Annotated in this window: 17 protein-coding genes; 3 read left to right on the top strand and 14 right to left on the bottom strand. The window is 62.1% G+C overall.

Going from position 1 to position 22,304, the window contains the following annotated elements; genetic code table 11:
* Window positions 1-54: 54 nt before the first annotated feature.
* Both QMX88_RS12865 and QMX88_RS12860 read left to right on the top strand, forming a co-directional pair.
* Window positions 55-888: a thymidylate synthase gene (locus QMX88_RS12865; RefSeq protein WP_282369801.1), complete on the top strand. Its 834-nt coding sequence runs from the start codon at window positions 55-57 to the stop codon at window positions 886-888.
* A gap of 183 nt (window positions 889-1,071) precedes the next feature.
* Window positions 1,072-2,520 (top strand): catalase, encoded by a 1,449-nt coding sequence (locus QMX88_RS12860; RefSeq protein WP_282369799.1) that lies wholly within the window; start codon window positions 1,072-1,074, stop codon window positions 2,518-2,520.
* Between the two features lie 522 nt (window positions 2,521-3,042).
* On the opposite strand, the gene cadR is transcribed toward QMX88_RS12860, so the two are convergent.
* The gene (gene cadR, locus QMX88_RS12855) at window positions 3,043-3,501 is read right to left on the bottom strand and encodes a Cd(II)/Pb(II)-responsive transcriptional regulator (RefSeq protein ID WP_122533975.1); all 459 of its coding nucleotides are present in this window, start codon (window positions 3,499-3,501) and stop codon (window positions 3,043-3,045) included.
* An 84-nt stretch (window positions 3,502-3,585) separates the two neighbouring features.
* Here cadR and QMX88_RS12850 point away from each other — a divergent pair, with 84 nt between their 5' ends.
* Entirely contained in the window at window positions 3,586-5,919 is a 2,334-nt protein-coding gene (locus tag QMX88_RS12850; RefSeq protein WP_282369797.1) for a heavy metal translocating P-type ATPase, read from the top strand.
* Window positions 5,920-6,117: 198 nt separating this feature from the next.
* Here the strand turns inward: QMX88_RS12850 and hutG are convergent, their stop codons facing one another.
* The 13 genes from hutG to hutC form a co-directional block, all read right to left on the bottom strand.
* Window positions 6,118-6,921: an N-formylglutamate deformylase gene (gene hutG / locus QMX88_RS12845; protein ID WP_282369795.1), complete on the bottom strand. Its 804-nt coding sequence runs from the start codon at window positions 6,919-6,921 to the stop codon at window positions 6,118-6,120.
* A 13-nt stretch (window positions 6,922-6,934) separates the two neighbouring features.
* Window positions 6,935-8,140 carry an imidazolonepropionase gene (gene hutI, locus QMX88_RS12840; RefSeq protein ID WP_282369793.1) on the bottom strand — a complete coding sequence of 402 codons (1,206 nt, stop codon included), beginning with the start codon at window positions 8,138-8,140 and terminating at the stop codon, window positions 6,935-6,937.
* Between the two features lie 163 nt (window positions 8,141-8,303).
* Entirely contained in the window at window positions 8,304-9,698 is a 1,395-nt protein-coding gene (locus QMX88_RS12835; RefSeq protein WP_282369791.1) for an amino acid permease, read from the bottom strand.
* A 187-nt stretch (window positions 9,699-9,885) separates the two neighbouring features.
* Complete coding sequence (hutH, locus tag QMX88_RS12830) at window positions 9,886-11,436, bottom strand: histidine ammonia-lyase (protein ID WP_442969452.1); 1,551 nt, start codon at window positions 11,434-11,436, stop codon at window positions 9,886-9,888.
* On the bottom strand, window positions 11,433-13,082 hold the full coding sequence (gene hutH / locus QMX88_RS12825; RefSeq protein WP_282369789.1) for a histidine ammonia-lyase: 1,650 nt from the start codon (window positions 13,080-13,082) through the stop codon (window positions 11,433-11,435). Before hutH (QMX88_RS12825) ends, hutH (QMX88_RS12830) begins: the two co-directional genes overlap by 4 nt.
* A 13-nt stretch (window positions 13,083-13,095) precedes the next feature.
* On the bottom strand, window positions 13,096-13,980 hold the full coding sequence (locus QMX88_RS12820; protein WP_282369788.1) for a quaternary amine ABC transporter ATP-binding protein: 885 nt from the start codon (window positions 13,978-13,980) through the stop codon (window positions 13,096-13,098).
* Entirely contained in the window at window positions 13,977-14,828 is an 852-nt protein-coding gene (locus QMX88_RS12815; protein ID WP_282369786.1) for an ABC transporter permease, read from the bottom strand. The genes QMX88_RS12820 and QMX88_RS12815 overlap by 4 nt, the downstream gene beginning before the upstream one ends.
* 93 nt (window positions 14,829-14,921) lie before the next feature.
* Window positions 14,922-15,887, bottom strand: a complete 966-nt coding sequence (locus tag QMX88_RS12810) for an ABC transporter substrate-binding protein (protein ID WP_282369784.1) — start codon at window positions 15,885-15,887, stop codon at window positions 14,922-14,924.
* Window positions 15,888-16,026: 139 nt separating this feature from the next.
* On the bottom strand, window positions 16,027-17,496 hold the full coding sequence (locus QMX88_RS12805) for a purine-cytosine permease family protein (RefSeq protein ID WP_282369782.1): 1,470 nt from the start codon (window positions 17,494-17,496) through the stop codon (window positions 16,027-16,029).
* A gap of 177 nt (window positions 17,497-17,673) precedes the next feature.
* Complete coding sequence (gene hutU / locus QMX88_RS12800; RefSeq protein ID WP_282369780.1) at window positions 17,674-19,371, bottom strand: urocanate hydratase; 1,698 nt, start codon at window positions 19,369-19,371, stop codon at window positions 17,674-17,676.
* 399 nt (window positions 19,372-19,770) lie between these two features.
* Window positions 19,771-20,949 (bottom strand): Na+/H+ antiporter NhaA, encoded by a 1,179-nt coding sequence (gene nhaA, locus QMX88_RS12795; protein WP_282369778.1) that lies wholly within the window; start codon window positions 20,947-20,949, stop codon window positions 19,771-19,773.
* Between the two features lie 54 nt (window positions 20,950-21,003).
* Window positions 21,004-21,597, bottom strand: coding sequence for a HutD/Ves family protein (locus tag QMX88_RS12790; protein WP_282369776.1), 594 nt, complete (start codon window positions 21,595-21,597; stop codon window positions 21,004-21,006).
* Window positions 21,594-22,304, bottom strand: a complete 711-nt coding sequence (hutC, locus tag QMX88_RS12785) for a histidine utilization repressor (RefSeq protein ID WP_192171477.1) — start codon at window positions 22,302-22,304, stop codon at window positions 21,594-21,596. The genes QMX88_RS12790 and hutC overlap by 4 nt, the downstream gene beginning before the upstream one ends.

Below are 22,304 nucleotides of genomic sequence, written 5' to 3'. Positions count from 1 at the left end.
GAACGCCGGGCCTGATGGGTGCGGCGGATTCACCGAAACAGAGGGCCTCTGGTCATGAAGCAATACCTTGAACTGCTGCAGGACGTCATCAACAACGGAACCCGCAAGGGCGACCGCACCGGGACCGGCACCACTGCCGTGTTCGGTCGGCAGATTCGCCACAATCTGGCTGATGGCTTCCCGCTGCTGACCACCAAAAAGCTGCACTTCAAGAGCATCGCCAACGAGCTGATCTGGATGCTCAGCGGCAACACCAACACCAAATGGCTCAACGAAAACGGCGTGACCATCTGGGACGAGTGGGCCACTGAAGACGGCGATCTGGGCCCGGTATACGGCGCGCAGTGGACCGGCTGGCCAACCAAGGATGGCGGCAAGATCAACCAGATCGATTACATGGTCGACTGCCTGAAGAACAACCCCAACAGCCGGCGCATCCTGTTCCATGGCTGGAATACCGAATACCTGCCAGACGAGAAGCTGTCGCCGCAGGAGAACGTCAAAGCCGGACGCCAGGCGCTTGCGGTGTGCCATTTGCTGTACCAGGCCTTCGTGGCCGACGGCAAGCTGTCGATGCAGTTGTATATTCGCAGTTCCGACGTATTCCTTGGCCTGCCGTACAACATCGCCGCGCTGGCGCTGCTGACCCACATGCTGGCTCAGCAATGCGACCTGATCCCCCACGAGATCATCGTCAGCCTGGGCGACACCCACGCTTACTCCAACCACGAAGAGCAGATCGCGACGCAGCTGACCCGCACGCCTCGACAGTTGCCGCAGCTGAACATCAAGCGCCGCCCGGCGAGCATCTACGACTATCGCTTCGAAGACTTCGAGATTGTGGGTTATGACGCGGATCCGAGCATCAAGGCACCTGTAGCGGTGTAATCCTGCTGCGCTCATGAGCGGAGGCTATTGATCAGTCGACAATCGATTGAAAAGCTCTATCCGCCCAGTGCGCAGTGACAATGAGCTTAAACGCGTCGATTTCCCTATCGTTCTCCCCATCGGACAGACACAGGGCGGCCTTAACAGAGGTCGCCCGCCAGTATCCTTGGTGGAGAAACACGCATGAGCAACAAACTGACGACCGCTTTCGGCGCCCCTGTAGTCGATAACCAGAATATCCAGACCGCCGGCCCCCATGGCCCAGCGCTGCTGCAGGATGTCTGGTTCCTCGAGAAGCTCGCCCATTTCGATCGTGAAGTCATCCCCGAGCGTCGCATGCACGCCAAGGGTTCCGGCGCCTTTGGCACCTTCACCGTCACCCACGACATCACTCGCTACACCCGTGCAAAAATCTTTTCTGAAATCGGCAAAACCACCGAGATGTTCGCCCGCTTCTCCACCGTTGCCGGTGAGCGCGGCGCAGCAGATGCCGAGCGCGACATTCGCGGTTTCGCGTTCAAGTTCTATACCGAGGAAGGCAACTGGGACATGGTCGGCAACAACACGCCGGTGTTCTTCCTGCGCGACCCGATGAAGTTTCCCGACCTGAACCACGCTGTCAAACGCGACCCGCGCACCGGCATGCGCAGTGCCGAGAACAACTGGGATTTCTGGACTCAACTGCCGGAAGCGCTGCACCAGGTGACTGTCGTGATGAGCGAGCGCGGCATTCCCCGCAGCTATCGCGAGATGCACGGTTTCGGCAGCCACACCTACAGCTTCCTCAACGCGCAACACGAGCGGTTCTGGGTGAAATTTCACTTCGTCTCGCAACAAGGCATCGCCAACCTGACCGACGCAGAAGCGCAGGAACTGGTCGGCCGTGACCGTGAGTCCCATCACCGCGATCTGTACGAAAACATCGAGCAGGGCAACTTCCCGCGCTGGAAGCTGTTCGTGCAGATCATGCCGGAGAAGGAGGCAGGCTCGTACCCTATCAACCCGTTCGACCTGACCAAGGTCTGGCCGAAGGGCGATTACCCGCTGATCGAAGTGGGCGTGGTCGAGCTGAACCGTAACCCGGAGAACAACTTCGCTGACGTCGAGCAGGCGGCATTCGCGCCTTCCAACGTGGTGCCCGGCATCAGCTTCTCGCCGGACAAAATGCTGCAGGGTCGGCTGTTCTCCTACGGCGATGCCCAGCGCTACCGCTTGAGCGTCAACCACCACCAGATCCCGGTGAATTCGCCACGGGCGGCGCTGCACGTGAACAGCTACCACCGCGACGGCTTGATGCGCATTGACGGCAACCGGGGCGGCATGACCTCTTACGAGCCGAACACCAAGGGTGCGTTTCAGGAGCAGCCGGATTTCAGAGAGCCGCCGTTGTCGATCGAAGGCGCGGCCGCTCACTGGAACCATCGCGTGGATGGCGACTACTACTCGCAGCCAGGCAACCTGTTCCGTCTGATGAACGTACGGGAGAAACAGTCGTTGTTCGACAACACCGCCCGCTCGCTGCGCGGCGTGTCGGCACCTATCATCCAGCTGCACATCGAGCATTGCTCGATGGCTGATCCCGAGTACGGGATTGGGGTCGCGGCTGCGGTTGAGCGTATTCACAACGCTTGATCCCTGTGGGACCGGATTTAGCCGGGAAAGCGTCGGATGCCACGCCGCGAAAGCGATGTTGCCCCCAATGGCCTTTTCCCGGCTAAAGCCGGTCCCACTAAAGCATTCGCGTGCATTCAATGGGACTGGCTGAAACGCCGACTTGTAGGACCGGATTTAGCCGGGAAAGCGTCGGATGCCACACCGCGAAAGCGATGTTGCCCCCAATGGCCTCTTCCCGGCTAAAGCCGGTCCCACTAAAGCATTCGCGTGCATTCAATGGGACTGGCTGAAACGCCGACTTGTAGGACCGGCTTCAGCCGGGAAGGCGTCGGATGCCTCACCGCAAAAGTGATGATGCGCAGACTGGCCTCTTCCCGGCTGAAGCCGGTCCCACTAAAGCATTCGCGTGCATTAAATGGGACTGGCTGAAACGCCGACTTGTAGGACCGGCTTTAGCCGGGAAGGCGTCGGATGCCTCACCGCAAAAGTGATGATGCGCAGACTGGCCTCTTCCCGGCTGAAGCCGGTCCTACTAACCTCTCAATGCCCGTGGCTGCGGCCTACGTGGGAGTGTTCGACGTCCGCTGCCACGACACTCCCGCTGATCTCCAGTCGATCAAGAATCCCGCAGTGATCCGGCGCCCCTTCGCTGCAGCGTTGGCGCAGGTCGACCAGTTGCTCCTGCAGCGCTTGCAGGCTCGCGACGCGGGCGTTCACGTGCTGGATGTGTTCGTCGATCAGCGCGTTGACGTTCTCGCACTGGTCCCGCGGACTGTCGCGCAACGCCAGCAGGCTGCGGATCTCGTCCAGCGTCATGTCCAGGCTGCGGCAGTTGCGGATGAACGTCAGGCGTTCGACGTGCTCCTGGGTGTACAGCCGATAGTTGCCGTCGCTGCGCGCGGGTTCGCTGAGCAGGCCCTCGCGCTCGTAATAGCGGATGGTTTCCACCGGGCAATCCGTGAGTTTTGCCAGTTCGCCGATTTTAAATGAAGGGTTCATGTGCAAGATCTCGATAAGGACGCTTGACCCTATAGTGGCTACAGGGTGTTCACTTGGCAACACGCACATTTAGAGACTCAATCCATGAGTGACTCTGTACCCACATCTTCATCGCACAAACCTGCCCACGACTCGCACAACCATGCCGAGCACGATCACGCAGGGCATGACCATTCCGCCCATGATCACGCTGGGCACGATCACGCCGGTCATGAGCACGGGCAAACCAAACTTACGCCCGTGCACGACCATGCCGCCCACGCCTGCTGCTCACACGACAGCGCACCCGCCGTCGTGACCATCGATGGCGCGTCAAATGCCGATGGAAAACTGAGCAGCTTCCGCATCGAAGCCATGGACTGCCCCACCGAGCAGACGCTGATCCAAAACAAGCTCGGCAAGATGAAGGGCATTCAGAAGCTTGAATTCAACCTGATCAATCGCGTGCTGGGCGTGTGGCATGAGCTGCCGTCCACCGATCCCATTCGCGACGCCATTGGCTCGCTGGGCATGCAGGCGGACCTGATCGAAGAGGGCGCCGACAAGGAAACAGCCTCGCTGCCACCTGCCAACAAACCGTGGTGGCCGCTGGCGCTGTCGGGTGTCGCGGCGTTGTCTGCTGAAGTCATCCACTTCACCAATGCCGCGCCCACCTGGGTGGTCGCCATCGTTGCGCTGATCGCCATTTTCAGCGGCGGCCTGACCACGTACAAAAAGGGCTGGATCGCCCTGAAAAACTTCAACCTGAACATCAATGCGCTGATGAGCATCGCCGTCACCGGTGCGGTGCTGATCGGGCAATGGCCAGAAGCGGCGATGGTGATGTTTCTGTTCACCGTCGCCGAGCTGATCGAAGCCAAGTCTCTGGACCGTGCCCGCAACGCCATTGGCGGCCTGATGCAGCTGACGCCGGAAACAGCGACCGTGCAGCAGAACGGCGAGTGGCTAGAGCTTGAGGTCAAAGATATTGCGCTGGGCAGCGTCGTGCGGGTCAAGCCGGGTGAGCGCATCGGGCTGGACGGTGAAGTGGTTGCCGGCCAGTCGAGCATTGATCAGGCCCCGATCACGGGCGAAAGCCTGCCGGTCGAGAAGACCGTAGGCGACAAGGTCTTTGCCGGCACGATCAATCAGGCCGGTTCGCTGGAATACAAAGTGACCGCCGCTGCCAACAACTCGACGCTGGCGCGGATCATCCATGCCGTCGAGGCGGCCCAGGGTGCGCGCGCGCCGACTCAGCGTTTCGTTGACAGCTTTTCAAAGATCTACACGCCCGCCGTGTTCGCGCTTGCGCTGGGGATTGCGATCATCCCGCCGCTGTTCATGGGCGCGGTGTGGTTTGACTGGATCTACCGCGCGCTCGTGCTGCTGGTGGTCGCGTGCCCGTGTGCGCTGGTAATTTCGACGCCGGTGACGATCGTCAGCGGTCTGGCGGCGGCGGCGCGCAAAGGCATTTTGGTCAAGGGCGGCGTGTACCTGGAAATGGGTCACAAGCTCGATTACCTGGCCCTCGACAAGACCGGCACCATCACCCACGGCAAACCGGTGCAGACCGATTACGTATTGCTCAACGAGTCACTGGGTGAGCAGGCGCTGGCGATCTCGGCAAGCCTGGCCGGTCGCTCGGATCACCCCGTGTCTCAAGCCATCGCCAAGGCGGCGCAGGACGGCACCCGCTTGCCGGTTGAGGCGTTCGAAGCCCTTGCCGGGCTTGGCGTGAAGGGCGAAGTGCAAGGGCGTTTGTACCATCTGGGCAACCACCGCTTGGTGCATGACGCCGGGTATTGCTCGCCGGAACTGGAAGCGCAACTTGAAGCGCTGGAAAGCCAGGGCAAAACCGTGGTGCTACTGTTCGACGCTTCCGGCCCGCTGGCGTTGTTCGCGGTCGCCGACACGGTGAAGGACAGCAGCCGTGAGGCCATCGAGCAACTGCATGCGCTGGGCGTGAAGACGATGATGCTGACGGGTGACAACCCGCACACGGCCAAGGCCATCGCCGCTCAGGTGGGCATCGATCAGGCCCAGGGGAATCTGATGCCGACCGACAAGCTGCAAGCCATCGAAGCCCTGTACGCGCAGAATCACCGGGTGGGTATGGTCGGCGACGGCATCAACGATGCGCCGGCGCTGGCCCGGGCGGAGATCGGTTTTGCCATGGCGGCAGCGGGCACGGACACCGCCATCGAAACCGCTGATGTGGCGCTGATGGACGACGACCTGCGCAAGATCCCGACCTTTATTCGTCTGTCGCGGGACACGGCGGCGGTGCTCAAACAGAACATCGCGCTGGCGCTGGTGATCAAGCTGATCTTTCTGGCGGTGACCTTCGCCGGGATGGCGACCATGTGGATGGCAGTGTTTGCCGACATGGGCGTCAGTCTGCTGGTGGTGGCCAACGGGTTGCGGTTATTGAAGAAGTAACGCTCCCCATCAGGAGACTGATGGTGCTCACGCAGGCCTCTTCCCGGCTGAAGCCGGTCCCACAAACGCCGCGTGCGTATCCAGTGGGACTGGCTTTAGCCGGGAAGGCGTCAGGTGCAATGCCGCAAAACTGGTGGCGCTCAAACTGGCCTCTTCCCGGCTGAAGCCGGTCCCACCATGAGAATCATCAAGCCGGGTCTACTTCCCGTACTTTTCACGCCCCCACGCAATCATTTCTTCCAGCAGCCCTTTCAAGACCACCTGCGTCGGCTCAGCCAGGTCAGGGCGGTAGTGGAAGGGCACGAACTCGTCCATGTACGTGCTTTGCGCCAGTTCCAGTTGCACGGCGTGGATGTGGTTGGCCGGGTCGCCATAGTGGCGGGTGATGTGGCCGCCCTTGAAGCGCCCGTTGAGCACATGGCTGTAGTTCTTCGCGGCAGCGCACGCAGTATCCAGACGCTGGGCCAGCGCTTCATCACAGCTGGCGCCATTGAAGGTGCCGAGGTTGAAGTCCGGCAGCCGACCGTCAAACAGATGTGGAATGTGCCCACGAATGGAATGCGCGTCGAACAGCAGCGCATAACCGAACTCGGCGCGCAGACGTTCAAGCTCGCCGCGTAGCGTCTCGTGATAGGGCGTCCAGATCTTCTCCAGATAAGTCGCGCGTTCTTCCTTGCTCGGCGCCTGACCCTCTTTGAACAGCGGATCGCCCTCGAACAGCGTCGACGGGAACAGCCCGGTGGTCGCGCCGGCGTACAGCGGCGTGTCGTCGGACGGACGATTGAGGTCGATGACGAAGCGCGAATATTCCGCCGAAAGCACGCTGGCGCCGAGGTCTGACGCGAAGTCATACAGGCGCGGAATGTGCCAGTCGGTGTCCGGCAGGCTCACGGCCTCATCCACCAGACCGTCCCGCACGGCGGGCGTCAGGTGCAGTCCCGGGTGCGGCATGCTGATCAACAGCGGTACGCGACCGCGAGTGAAACTCAGAACCTTGTCCACAGTATTCCCCTGATTAGAGAGTGCGTTCCACGCCATGACGCACGACGCGTTTGTCCAGATCGCCGCCCAGCCAGTAGGCGAGGTCGGCGGGCCGTTCGATGTGCCAGGCGACGAAATCCGCCGTTTTGCCAACTTCCAGTGAGCCATGGGTCTCAGCCATGCCCAGCGCCTGTGCTGCGTGGACAGTTACGCCGGCCAAGGCTTCTTCCGGCGTCATGCGGAACAGCGTGCAGGCCATGTTCAGCATCAGCCGCAGCGACAGACCCGGCGACGTGCCCGGATTGAGATCGGTGGAAATGGCGATCTTCACCCCGTGTTTGCGCAGGGCATCCATCGGCGGCAATTGAGTTTCGCGCAGGAAGTAGAACGCCCCCGGCAGCAGTACCGCGACCGTGCCTGAGGCCGCCATCGCAATGGCGTCTTCTTCGGTCATGAACTCCAGATGGTCAGCCGACAGCGCTTGATAACGCGCCGCCAGACTCGAGCCATGCAGCGAAGACAACTGCTCGGCGTGCAGCTTGACCGGCAGGCCCAGCTGGCCGGCGGTGATGAACACCTGTTCGACCTGGGCCGGCGAGAACGCCAGGTATTCGCAGAACGCATCGACGGCATCCACCAGATTTTCCGCCGCCAGCGCCGGCAGCATTTCGCTGCAGATGTGAGCGATGTAGTCGTCGGCGCGGTCTTTGTATTCCGGCGGCAGGGCATGGGCGGCCAGGCAGGTGCTGCGCACGGTGACCGGCAGGTTTTCACCCAGCTGGCGAATCACCCGCAGGATTTTGCGTTCGCTGGCGAGGTCCAGGCCGTAGCCGGATTTCATCTCGATCGTGGTCACGCCGTCCCTTAGCAAGTGCAGCAGACGACGTTCAGCGCTGGCGTAAAGCTCTTCTTCACTGGCGGCGCGGGTGGCGCGCACGGTGCTGGCAATGCCGCCGCCCGCTGCCGCGATTTCCGCGTAGCTGACGCCCTGCAGACGCTGCTCGAACTCGCCGCTGCGGTTACCGCCGAACACCGTGTGCGTGTGGCAATCGATCAGGCCGGGCGTCACCCATGCGCCGTTCAGGTCGACGCGCTTGACGTCGCCCTGGTCCGGCAGCGCGTGGAGAGGACCGATCCAGACGATCCGCGCTGCATCGGTCACGATGGCGGCGTCCTCGATGATCGAGTACGTGCCGTTCGCCATGGTTGCTGCGTGACAGTGGTGCCAGAGCGTTTTCATCGATCTCTCCAAGGTTTCGGTTTTACAGCCTGTTGCAAGTACTAAGTGTAGGAGTGAGCTTGCTCGCGAAGCGGCAAGTGTCTCCGCCGAATATTCGGCGCCTGAAATTCAGTCTTCGCGAGCAAGCTCGCTCCCACACGGACCGTTCATGACAGTCCATTTATCAGCTGTTTGATGTGGCCTTTATCAGGTTCTGCTTCGGCTTTACCCAAATCCAGTACGCAACCACCAGCAACCCGATCCACACCGCCCCCACCACCAGCGCGGCCTGGCTGTCCGGGAAATAACCCAGCACGCCGAACACGAACACCATGAACAACGTGGCAACAATCGGCGCGACGGGCCAGAACGGCACCGGGAATTTCAGCTGGGCGACTTCTTCTGCGCTCATCGAGCGGCGCATGGCGATCTGCGTGACCAGAATCATCAGCCACACCCAGACCGTCGCGAAGGTCGCGATCGAGGCGATCAGCAGGAACACGTTTTCAGGGATCAGGTAATTCAGCACAACGCCGCAGAGCAGCGCGACGCCCATCACCAGCACGGTCATCCACGGCACGCCCTGGGCGGACAACTGAGCAAAACCCCTGGGCGCCTGACCTTGTGTCGCCAGGCCGTACATCATGCGTCCGGCGCCGAAGATGTCGCTGTTGATCGCCGAAACGGCGGCAGTGATGACTACGATGTTGAGGACGGTCGCCGCAGAGGAAATCCCCAGGTGATCGAAGATCTGGACGAACGGGCTGCCCTGGTTGCCGATCTGCTGCCACGGATACAGGGACATCAGGACGAACAGCGTGAGCACGTAAAACAGCAGAATTCGCAACGGAACCGCGTTGATCGCGCGGGGAATTACGCGCTCCGGGTTGCGCGCTTCACCGGCGGTGATGCCGATGATTTCGATGCCGCCAAAGGCGAACATCACCACGGCCAGCGAGGCCACGAGGCCACCGATGCCGTTGGGCATGAAGCCGCCGTAGGCCCATAGATTGCTCACGCTGCTGACGCCGCCGCCCGAGACCGAGCCGAGGCCGAACAGCATGATGCCGAAGCCGGCGAGGATCATCGCGATGATTGCGCCGACCTTCAGCAGCGACAGCCAGAACTCCGTTTCACCGAACACTTTGACGCTGCACAGGTTCAGCGCGCCGATCAGAAAGACGATGCCTAGCACCCAGATCCAGCGCGGCACTTCGGGAAACCAGAAGCCCATGTAGATGCCGAACGCAGTGACATCGGCCAGGCAGACGATGACCATTTCGAATGCGTAGGTCCAGCCGAGGACAAACCCTGCGAGCGGACCCAGATACGTGGTGGCGTACTCGCCAAACGAGCCGGACACCGGGTTGCGCACGGCCATCTCGCCGAGAGCGCGCATGACCATGTACACCGCAGCGCCGGCGATGATGTACACCAGCAGAACGGCGGGACCGGCCAGTTTGATGGCCGACGCGGAACCGTAGAACAACCCGGTGCCGATGGCCGAGCCCAGCGCCATGAAGCGAATGTGACGCGCGCTGAGCCCGCGTTTCAGATCTGTAGCGTTTTGCGATGTCATTTCACACGTTCCTAGTCTTACTTTTTGCTGCGAAACGAGAGGCTTTTGTAGGCGTGAGCTTGCTCGCGATTGCGGTGTGTCAGACGGCAAACGCGTTTCTGACCTATTGCATCGCGAGCAAGCTCACTCCTACAGGGGGTAATCCCCCCACTCATTTCAACGACAGGCCATCCCTGGCCTGTCCCGATCAGAAGCTCGGCAGCAGGTCAGCAGAAACCAGGTCGCTCAGGCAGTTGGAAGCCAGCAGCTCGATGGCGGCCTCGATATCAGGGGCGAAGAAGCGGTCTTTCTCGTAGAACGGGACTTTGCCGCGCAGCGTGGTGCGGGCGATTTCCAGTTTTTCGGAGGTCTTCAGACCGTTGCGCAAGTCCAGACCCTGACACGCAGCCAGCCATTCTACAGCCAGCACGCCGCGAGTGTTCTCCGCCATTTCCCACAAGCGCTTGCCGGCGGCGGGCGCCATCGACACATGGTCTTCCTGGTTGGCGGAGGTCGGCAGGCTGTCGACGCTGTGCGGGTGGGACAGGGCCTTGTTTTCACTGGCCAGCGCCGCTGCTGTCACCTGGGCAATCATGAAGCCGGAGTTCACGCCGCCGTTGGCCACCAGGAACGGCGGCAGTTGCGACATGTGCTTGTCCATCATCAGCGAGATGCGGCGTTCGCTCAGCGAGCCGATTTCAGCGATGGCCAAAGCGATGTTGTCGGCGGCCATGGCAACCGGTTCGGCGTGGAAGTTACCACCGGAAATCACTTCACCTTCGGCCGCGAACACCAGCGGGTTGTCCGACACCGCGTTGGATTCGATCGCCAGCACTTCGGCGGCCTGACGCAGTTGGGTCAGGCAGGCGCCCATGACTTGCGGCTGGCAGCGCAGAGAGTAGGGGTCCTGAACCTTGTCGCAGTCGCGGTGGGAGTCGGAGACCTGGCTGCCGTCGCCAAGCAGATCGCGATAGGCCGCAGCCGAGTCAATCTGGCCGCGCTGACCCCGTGCCGCATGAATACGTGCGTCGAAGGGTGCGCGAGAGCCAAGCACGGCTTCAACGGTCAGCGCGCCGCAGCTGAGGGCGCCGGCGAACAGGTCTTCGGCTTCGAACAGGCCGCGCAAGGCATAGGCCGTAGACACCTGCGTGCCGTTGAGCAGCGCCAGGCCTTCTTTGGCCGCCAGCGTCAATGGCGTGAGCCCGGCGATGGCCAGCGCTTCCACGGCATTCAGCCATTCGCCCTTGTAGCGCGCCTTGCCTTCGCCCAGCAGCACCAGCGACATGTGCGCCAATGGCGCGAGGTCGCCGGATGCGCCGACTGAACCCTTGAGCGGGATGTGCGGGTAAACCTCGGCGTTGATCAGCGCGATCAGCGCGTCGATGACCTGACGGCGAATCCCGGAGAAACCCCGGCTCAGGCTGTTGACCTTGAGCACCATGATCAAACGGACCAGCTCATCGCTGATCGGCTGACCAACGCCCGCGGCGTGAGACAGCACCAGCGAACGCTGCAGGTTTTCGAGGTCGGCGCTGGCGATGCGCGTTGACGCCAGCAGGCCAAAACCGGTGTTGATGCCGTAAGCGGTGCGGTTTTCGGCGAGGATCTGCTCGACGCAGGCCACGCTGTCTTCGATCTGCCGATTGGCGCTGGTGTCGAGGGTCAGCGTGACGGGCCGCTGATAAATCGCGCGCAGCTGGGCGAGGCTCAATTGGCCGGGGATCAGATTCAGCGGGGTCGCCTGTTGGGTGTCGGTCACGATGCTGCTACTCCTGATTGGGTGTCGGTCGTCTGCGCTGAACCGGCGCCTGCCTGTCCTGCGCGAGGGGCGCTTGCGCTGCGACCGTTGTTGTCGGTGTCGGGATTAGCGCCTGCCGCGTAGTCGCGGCAGCGCTGGAATACGGTTTCCAATGACTCTTCGTTCTTGAGCAGGGTCACGCTGCTGGCGATGTCCGGCGCCAGCCAGCGGTCTTCGTCGTAGGCCGGCACGCGCTCGCGCAACAGCCGCCACGCCGCCTCGGTGCCGACGCCAAAGCGCGGGCCCTTGAAGAACTCGAACGCCTGGGCGGCCAGCAAATACTCGATCGCGAGGATCTGCGTCACGTTCTCCAGCACCTTGTGCAGCTTCAACGCGGCGCTGGTGCCCATGCTCAGATGATCCTCCTGCAGACCGGACGTCACGTAGTTGTCGATGACCGCCGGTTGTGCCAGCTGGCGGTTTTCCGCGCACAGCGAGGCGGCGACGTATTGGGTGATCATCATCCCGGAGTTGACCCCCGGCTGGCTGACCAGAAACGCCGGCAGCCCGCTGACCGTGGGGTTGATCAGCCGGTCCAGGCGCCGCTCGGCAATCGAGCCCAGTTCGGCCATGGCAATCGCCAGCAGATCAGCCGCCATCGCCACGGACTGGCCATGGGGATTGGCCTGGGAAACAACGCGATACGCTTCAGGCGTGCCGAGCAGCAGCGGGTTGTCGGTGGCCGAGTTGAGCTCGATTTCGATCTGCCGTGTGGCGTGGGCCAGCTGGTCGCGGGTGGCGCCGTGGACCTGCGGAATCGAGCGGATGCTCAAGGCGTCCTGGGTGCGGATGCCCTGACTGTTGGCGAGCACTTCACTGCCGGCGAGCAGGCCGCGCAGGTTTTTGCCGACTTGCTGCATGCCGGGGTGTGGCTTGAGCGCAATAATGGTTTCGTCAAAAGCGTCGAGCTGGCCGCGCAGGCCCTCGAAGGTCATGGCGCTGATCACATCGGCCCACTGCATCAGGCGATTCACGTCGGCGACGGCCAGGCAGCTCAGGCCGGTCATGCACGGCGTGCCGTTGACCAGACACAACCCGTCCTTGGCGCCCAGATCCACCGGCGACAGGCCTTCTTCGCTAAGCGCCTGCAACGCCGACATCACTTGGCCGCGGTAACTGACCTGACCCACGCCGAGCAGTGCGACGCCGATGTGCGCCATGTGCGTGAGGTATCCCACTGAACCCTGGGACGGCACTTGCGGGGTGATGCGTCGATTGAGCAGGGCGAGCAGGGCCTCGACCACCTGACGATGAATCCCGGATTTGCCCTGGCTGTAGTTGATGATCGCGGCACAGGTGATCGCGCGGGTCTGCTCGTCCGGTAACGCCGGGCCGACGCCGCAGGCATGGCTGAGCAGGGTGTTGCGTGACAGTCGGCCAAGCTGCTCGTCGGCCAGTGACACGTTGCACAGCGCGCCGAGGCCGGTGTTCACGCCATAGGCGCGTTCGCCGCTGGCAACGATGCGCTGCACGATCGCCTGGGCATTGTCGATCCGCGCCCACGCGCTTTCCGACAGCGACAGCGTCGCGCCATGACGGGCAACCGCGGTCACGTCCCGCCAGCTGAGCGGGCCTTCGCCGATGATGATCTGTTCTGCTCGCGACATGACCACAGCGTCCTTAGAGAGTCGCCACGCGCCGCTGCACGAAACGATCTACGTAATCGTCGGCGGGCGAGTAGAGGATTTCTTTCGGCGTGCCGACCTGAATCAGCCGACCGTCCTTGAGAATGGCGATGCGGTTGCCGATGCGCACGGCTTCGTCGAGGTCGTGGGTGATGAACACGATGGTTTTCTTCAGGCTCGACTGCAGCTCCAGCAACTGGTCCTGCATCTCGGCGCGAATCAGCGGGTCGAGTGCGCTGAACGCTTCGTCCATCAGGATGATGTCCGTGTCAGCCGCCAGCGCCCGTGCCAGGCCGACGCGCTGACGCATGCCGCCGGAAAGCTGATGCGGGTACTTTTTCTCGTAGCCCTTCAGGCCCACCGTGGTGATCCAGTGCTGTGCGCGCTCGGCGCATTGGGTCTTGCTTTCGCCACGGATGGTCAGCCCGTAGGCGACGTTGTCGATCACGGTCTTGTGCGGCAGCAGGCCAAAGCTCTGAAACACCATGCTGATCTTGTGCCGACGGAAGTTGCGCAGCGCTTCCATGTCGTAGGTCAGTATGTTCTCGCCATCGACCAGGATCTCGCCGCTGGTGGGATCGATCAGGCGGTTGAAGTGGCGCACCAGGGTCGATTTGCCGGAGCCCGACAGGCCCATGATCACGAAGATCTCGCCGCTGGAAATGGACAGCGACAGGTCATTCACCCCGACCACGCAGCCGGTCTGCGCCAGGACCTGATCCTTGCTCTGGTTGTTCTGCACCATGGCCAGCGCATCTTTCGCGCGGTTGCCGAAGATTTTGTACACGTTCTTGACGACGATTTTGCCGCCCGTGTTCTCTGGAACGCCCGCGCTCAGTGGATTGCCCGAGCTCGCTGGATTAATAGTCTCGACGCTCATCTGTTCGCCTCATGCCGTGGACGGCCGTAGGCCTGCGTGATGCGGTCGATCACGACCGCCAGAATGACGATGGCCAAACCTGCTTCCAGGCCACGACCGACGTTGAGGGTCTGGATGCCGACCAGCACGTCTTCGCCCAGACCGCGGGCACCGATCATCGAGGCGATCACCACCATCGACAGCGCCATCATCGTGGTCTGGTTGATCCCGGCCATGATGCTCGGCAGGGCCAGCGGCAGTTGCACGCCAAACAGTTGCTGCCAGCGGTTGGCGCCGAACGCGTTGATCGCTTCCATGACCTCGCCATCGACCTGACGAATGCCCAGATCGGTCAGGCGAATCAGCGGCGGCGCGGCGTAGATGACGGTGGCGAAGATCGCCGGGACTTTGCCCAGACCGAACAGCATCAGCACCGGAATCAGGTACACGAAGCTGGGCATGGTCTGCATGATGTCCAGCAAGGGCATTAGTATCGAGCGCAGGCGATTGCTCCGCGCCGACAGAATGCCGAGCGGTATGCCGATGATCACCGAGATCACCGTGGCGACCAGCATCAGCGCCAGGGTCTGCATCAGCTTGTCCCACAGGCCCACGGCACCGACCAGAAACAGCAGGCCGACGATAACCACCGTGGTGGTGATCTTGCGGGTCGCGTGCCAGGCGATCAGGCCGACGATGGCCAGCAGCAGCCACCACGGCGCAATGCGCAGCAGGCCTTCGAGCTTGACGATGGCCCACAGCAGCGTGTCGGAGATGTGCCGGAACACGTCGCCGTAGTTGGTGACCAGCTTGTCGACCCAGTCATTGACCCAGTCGGCGATGGAGAACGTGAAGCTTTCGGGGAACATATCGTTATCTCATTCAAATACTGCGTGCGGATCCGTGCTCAGGTGCTGCCCGGTTCGGATGCCGCCGGATCGCGCGGCACCCGGATCAAGCTCTTACAACGAAGCATCCACCTTCTTCGCCGCATCCTCGCTCACCCACTGATGCCACACTTCCGGGTGTTCCTTGAGGAAGATCTTCGCCAGCTTCGGCGACTCGATGCGTTCCTTGGTCATGCGCGCCAGATTCTGGTTGAGCAGGTCGATCGGGATGTTGACCTTCTCCATCACTGACACGAGTTCAGGCGCCTGTTCGTGGAACGCCTTGGACAGGCCGACCTTGATCTCGATGGTCTTGTTCACGCCGTCTTTCTCTTCCAGACGCACCATGTCCACCTGGCCCATCAGCGGTGTTGGCGACCAGTAATAGGCCAGGATCGGCTCGCCACGTTTGTAGCTGGACAGAATCGCCGCATCCAGCGCCGGTCCGGTGCCTGGGCGGAAGTTGGTGTATTTGCTTTCCAGGCCATAGCTTTTCAGCATTTCGCTGTTTTCCAGCTCGCAGGTCCAGCCCGCCGGGCAGTTATAGAAACGGCCTTTCTCCGGCTCTTCGGCGTCCTTGAACAGCGCTGAGTATTTGCCCAGGTCGGCGATGGATTTCAGGTCAGGTGCCTTAGCTTCCAGCTTGCGCTTGGCGTCGCCTTCGATCACATAACGCGGCACGTACCAGCCTTCCACCGCGCCCTTCACCGGCGAACCGACGCCGACCACTTTGCCGGCGGCTTCAGCCTTGTTCCAGACTTCGCTGCGGCCCACCCACTCTTCGGCAAACACTTGAATGTCGTTGGTGCTCAGGGCGTTTTCCATGGTGATGGAGTTGCCCGGCAGGCTGTCCGTTTCGCAGCCGTAGCCCTTGTTCAGCACGACTTGCAGTACGTCGGTCAGCAGCATTGCGCTTTCCCAGTTCAGGCCGGCGAATTTCACCGGTTTGCCGGACTCGCACCATCCCGCAGCCTGACTGGCGCCACTGGCGAGCACGCCCGCGGTGAGCAACGTGGATAGCAGGGCCTTTTTCGTGTTCATTGAGTGACGCTCCGGTCTTGTAGTGGATGACGGCAGTAACGAAAACAGACGGCTTCCAGCCTAGGGGAGAGGCACTTGTCGGCCTCGTCCCGCTTCTCTCTCCAGCATGCCCCCTGCAACAGACGTGCATGACGAACGGTCAGTTCACCGCGACGTGCGCAGGGGCAACGGTGCAACTTGCCTGAGGCGCCCTCGAATCCGCCGGCAGGATCAGGCGATCGGCCACGTTGCCCGGCCACCTCTTCGCCGCCACGTAGTACAGCACAGCCGGCACGATGAGGCCGATGATCCACGAGATGTCGGTGTCATCGAGCCTCGCCACCAGCGGCCCGGTGTAAAAATGCGTGGAAATGAACGGCATCTGAATCAGCACGCCCACCACGTAAATCCCGATGCCCATCCCGTTCCAGCGGCCATAGCGACCGTTCGGGTCCGACAGCGCGGGAATGTCGTAGCGCTCTTTGGTGATGCAGTAGAAATCCACCAGATTGATCGCGCTCCACGGCGTGAAGAACGCCAGCAGAAACAGGATGAACGCCGAGAAGTCCTTGAGGAACGAGTCCTTGCCCAGCAGCGCCAGGGCTGTCGCGATGCCGACCATGGCGAAGATGTACGTCAGCCGCAGCGCGCTGGAGATGTGCCGGTTGCCGCGAAAGCCGCTGACGATGGTGGCAATGGACATGAAGCTGCCGTAGGCGTTGAGCGTGGTGATGGTCACCTTGCCGAACGCGATGCTGAAATACAGCGCGGCGGCCACCGCGCCGGTCCCGCCAAGGCCGACGATGAACGAGACCTCATGATGGGCGAAGTTCTTGCCGGCCAGCGCCGCCGCGAACACGCCGAAGACCATGGACGCCTGCGCGCCGATCACCGAACCCAGGCCCACCGCCCAGAAGGTTTTGCCAGCCGACGTGCTGCGCGGCAGGTAGCGCGAGTAGTCCGCGACGTAGGGGCCGAAAGCGATCTGCCAGGACGCCGACAGGGAAATCGCCAGCAGGAAACTGCTCAGCGAGAAGTGCTTGTTGCCCAGCAGCGCGCCCACGTCGTTGCCCGCCAGCAGCGCGGCGAACAGATAGACGAAGGCAATCACGCCGATGAGGCTGGCGACACGGCCGATCATGTGGATGACCCGGTAGCCCAGAATAGTCAGTGCCACGATGGCAGCGGCGAAGATCACCACGCCTTGCCAGTCCGGCACGTTAATCAGTTGCGCCACCGCTTGACCGGCAAGCAACGAGCCGCTGGCGGAAAAGCCGATGTACATCAGGCACACCAGCACCAGCGGGATCACCGCGCCGTAGACGCCGAACTGCACCCGGCTGGAAATCATCTGCGGAAGGCCGAGCTTCGGCCCTTGTGCTGCATGCAGTGCCATGACACCGCCGCCGATGAGCTGACCGATGAACAGCCCGATCAACGACCAGAACACATCGCCGCCCAGCACCACGGCCAGGGCCCCGGTGACGATCGCGGTGATCTGCAGGTTGGCGCCCAGCCATAGCGTGAACTGACTGAACAGACGACCGTGTCGTTCGGCATCAGGGATGTAATCGATCGAACGCCGCTCGATCACGGAAGCAGGTGCAGCACGATCATCTGGAACAGCCATTGCGAAGATCCCCGTAAAGCGAGTGTTGGCACGCGCAAATTCTGCAGAATGCATCCCTCTGTAGGAGTGAGCTTGCTCGCGAAGAGGCCGGTACAGACGACGTATCACCTGCGTCTGGGCCTAAGCATTCGCGGGCAAGCTCGCTCCCACATGGGCTGCGAGCAACCCGGGCATTGATCAGTTATTGATCATCGGCAGGTTCAGACCCTGCTCTTTGGCGCAGTCGATCGCGATCTGATAACCCGCATCGGCATGACGCATCACGCCGGTGGCCGGGTCGTTGTGCAGGACGCGGGCGATGCGCTCGGCGGCTTCATCGGTGCCGTCGCAGACGATGACCATGCCCGAGTGCTGCGAGAAGCCCATGCCGACGCCGCCGCCATGGTGCAGCGAGACCCAGGTCGCGCCGCTCGCGGTGTTGAGCAGGGCGTTGAGCAGTGGCCAGTCGGACACGGCGTCGGAGCCGTCCTGCATCGATTCGGTCTCGCGGTTCGGGCTGGCGACGGAGCCGGAGTCCAGGTGATCGCGACCGATGACTACCGGCGCCGACAGCTCGCCGCTGCGGACCATTTCGTTGAACGCCAGGCCCAGCTTGGCGCGCTGACCCAGCCCGACCCAGCAGATACGTGCCGGCAGACCCTGGAAGCTGATGCGCTCACGGGCCATGTCCAGCCAGTTGTGCAGGTGCGCGTCGTCCGGGATCAGCTCTTTGACTTTGGCGTCGGTCTTGTAGATGTCTTCAGGATTGCCCGACAGCGCGGCCCAGCGGAATGGACCGACGCCACGGCAAAACAGCGGACGAATGTAAGCGGGCACGAAACCGGGGAAATCGAAGGCGTGGGTCACGCCGACTTCCTTGGCCATCTGACGGATGTTGTTGCCGTAGTCGAACGTTGGCACGCCCATTTTCTGGAACGCCAGCATGGCTTCGACGTGCTCGGCCATGGACTGCTTGGCGGCCTTGACCACTGCAGCAGGCTCGCTGGCGGCGCGCTCGCGGTACTGCTCCCAGGTCCAGCCTTTTGGCAGGTAGCCGTTAAGCGGGTCGTGGGCGCTGGTCTGGTCGGTGACCATGTCAGGGCGCACGCCACGTCGGACCATTTCCGGGAGGATCTCGGCGGCGTTGCCGCACAGGGCGATGGAGATCGCCTTGCCTTCGGCGGTGTATTTGGCGATGCGGGCGAGGGCGTCGTCGAGGTCAGTGGCTTGCTCGTCGACGTAACGGGTTTTCAGGCGGAAATCGATGCGGCTCTGCTGGCATTCGATGTTCAGCGAGCAGGCGCCCGCCATGCCGGCAGCCAGTGGCTGTGCGCCGCCCATGCCGCCAAGGCCGGCGGTCAGCACCCAACGGCCTTTCAGGTTGCCGTCGTAATGCTGGCGACCGGCTTCGACGAAGGTTTCGTAGGTGCCCTGAACGATGCCCTGGCTGCCGATGTAGATCCAGCTGCCGGCGGTCATCTGGCCGTACATGGCCAGGCCTTTGGCGTCCAGTTCGTTGAAATGCTCCCAGCTCGCCCAGTGCGGCACGAGGTTGGAGTTGGCGATCAGTACGCGCGGTGCGTTGCTGTGGGTCTTGAACACGCCGACTGGCTTGCCGGATTGCACCAGCAGGGTTTCGTCGTCATTCAGGTTCGTCAGGCTTTCGACGATCTTGTCGTAGCATTCCCAGTTGCGCGCTGCACGACCGATACCGCCGTAGACCACCAGTTCGTTCGGGTTCTCGGCGACTTCCGGGTCGAGGTTGTTCATCAACATCCGCAACGGTGCCTCGGTCATCCAGCTCTTGGCCGTCAGTTGCGTGCCACGGGCGGCGCGGATTTCCACATCGCGGCGTTTGGTCCATTGCTGAGCAGGGGTGTTGTGGTCAGTAGTCACTTAACAATCCTCGATGATCAATCCGGCCGGGACGCGGGGTCCGTGACGAATGTGGGAATAAGGTTCTGCATGAGCGTCGCCGCTGTGATCTGAACCGGGCGTGGACGCCTTTTATCGACTCATGCTTACTTGTACATACAAGCATATGCAACCAAGGGGCCAATGTTGGTTTTGCAGGCGCAGAAATCCCGTCGGCCCGCTCTGCGTCGGGCTTGCCAAGATTTCAGGTGTAAGGAGGGTTACGGATGCGAAGAAGATGAAACGAAGGAAATTGTTACTTTTCGGTGCGAACGCCCCAGCTCAGTGCGCGAATTGGGTAACAGAACGTCGTGTGCAGATATCGCTGCCGACACCTGACCTGTGGGAGCGCTGGGTATATCAGGGTAGTCTCAGCGCTAATCAGTGCCGGGCCAGCTTGCTGCGCAACAGCCACACCCCGGCAAGCGCCGACGCGATCGAACCCAGCAACACGCCCACTTTCACTTCATCGATCAGATGCGCAGCGCCCGGGAACGCCAGGTTGCCAATGAACAGGCTCATGGTGAACCCGATACCGCAGAGCAGGGCCACGCCGTACAGCTGCGGCCAGTTGCTGCCTTCTGGCAGGGTTGCCAGGCCGGAACGGATCGCCAACACGGCTGCGAGAAACACGCCGATCTGCTTGCCGACGAACAACCCCAGTGCCACCCCAAGCGGCACTGGATCGACCAGATTGCCGAGGGTGATGCCCGACAGGGACACGCCCGCATTGGCGAAGCCGAAAATCGGCACCACCGCGAACGCCACCCAGTAGTGCATTTTTTCTTCAAGGAACAGCAGCGGCGAGCGGGCTTCTTCCTTGGGCGTGCCCAGCGGAATGCACAGCGCCAGCGCCACACCGGCCAGCGTCGCGTGCACGCCGGATTGCAACACGAAGAACCACAACAGCAGACCCAGCAGCAGGTACGGCAGCAATCGCTGCACGCCCATGCGGTTCATGATCACCAGCACGGCCAGCGTCGCGAAGGAGGCACCGAGCATCGGCATGTTCAGGCCGCTGCTGTAGAACAGCGCAATGATGGTGACGGCGCCCAGGTCATCGAGAATCGCCAGTGCGGCCAGAAACACCTTTAACGACGTCGGCACCCGCTTGCCCAGCAACGAAAGCACGCCGAGAGCGAAGGCGATATCGGTGGCCGCAGGAATCGCCCAGCCGCTCAGGGTTTCGGCGTTGCCCATGTTGATGCCGATGTAGATCAGCGCCGGCACCAGCATGCCGCCCGCTGCCGCAAAACCGGGGAGCGCGCGCTGACCCCAACTGGCCAGACCGCCGGCCAACACTTCGCGTTTGATTTCCAGACCGACCATCAGAAAGAAGATCGCCATCAGCCCGTCGTTGATCCACAACTCGATCGACAGTCCTCCCCAGACACTGTGCAGTGCGGCGAAATACGAGGGGGCGAGGGGGGAGTTGGCGACGATGATCGCCGCGAGGGCAGCGCCCATCAGCACAAGGCCGCCTGCCGACTCCGATGAAAGAAAACTGGCAAGAATGGCGAGGGCTCGGGGGCTTTCTTTATTGTTGTTGAGCGTCGTCATGGTCGTCCCTGTGCTGGCGAAAAAAAACGCAATCTACCACAGGGACGGCGGGACTCAGACGCGTGACAACTCGATCACGCACACGCGACTGGCGCGAGGGGCGTAGAGCACAACCTCCAGCAGCCCGCCTGCAGCGTTGTCCAATTGCAGGCAATCGTGTTTTTCCAGCCGTTGCGGCGGATGCTCGCCGACATTGGCGGCCATCTGCTCGGCCGCGCTGAATACCACGAACATGTTGGCCGAACTGAAAAACCGCTGCGGCTGCATCACGTCGATCCACTGCAGGCGCGCGCGGTAGCGGGCGGGCGAGTAGATCAGGTTGAAGTCGCGTATCGGGCCGTCGAGTAGCGTGCATGACACTGCGCTGTCGCCGCTGAATGCGAACGGATCGGACGGCAGCAGTGGCTCGCTGTCCTTGCCATCGATGTTCAGCGTCATGCCTGCGCCTTGCAGCACCGTGATGATGCGCTGATAACCGGCGAACACCGAAAAGCCGCCCGACTCACCGATGTCGGCAATCGACAACCGCCAGCCAAAACCTTCCAGGCCTTCGCCGGCATCGCGAGTGATTTCCTCGGTGCTGCCGCCGCCGTTTTTCCAGGGCATGCGCGGGTAGTCAGCGGCGCGCATAACAGTCAGTTGAGTCATTTGCTGAAGCGTCCTTCCAGGCGGTGGCGTGAGCCGGGATGAATCAGGCGGGCGGCGGTCACCGGTTGGCGCCCGGACCAGGTGCGCCGACGCACCAGCAGGCACGGCTCGCCCTTCTCGATCTGTAGCAATGTGCACTCGTCGGGTTCAGCGAGAATCGCCTCAACCACGTGCTCGCCCTCGGTCAGCGGCGCTACCTGAGACAGATAGGCGTAGGGCGTTTGTTGGGTGAAATCCTGCTGCAGGTAGTCCGGCGCGACGAGGGCGTTAACGAAACGGTCCTCGATTTGCACGGGGATATCGTTTTCGAAATGCACGATCAGCGAATGAAACACTCGCTGGCCTTCACGCATGTCCAGCGCCAGCGCGCGTTCGGAACCAGCGGCTTCTTCCGTGAGGATGATGACCTGGCAGGTGTGGGTATGTCCGCGGGCGGCGATCTCATCGGCGATGTTATGCACTTCGAACAGTGCCGATTGGGTCTTGGGCTCGGCGACGAATGTACCGACGCCTTGCATGCGCACCAGCAGCCCTTCGGCGGTCATCTCGCGCAGGGCGCGGTTGATGGTCATGCGGCTGAAGCCCAGCTGCGTCACCAGTTCGCTCTCGGACGGCACGCGGTGGTGCGGCGGCCACGTGCCGTTCTGAATCTGTTGGGTGATCATGTGCTTCACCCTGGCGTACAGCGGCGCCGGACTGTCACCCAT

Source organism: Pseudomonas sp. PS02290 (genome assembly GCF_029960075.1).
GTDB lineage: Bacteria > Pseudomonadota > Gammaproteobacteria > Pseudomonadales > Pseudomonadaceae > Aquipseudomonas.
Note: the sequence above shows the minus strand (reverse complement) of the source record. Positions and strands in the feature narration are given on the sequence as shown.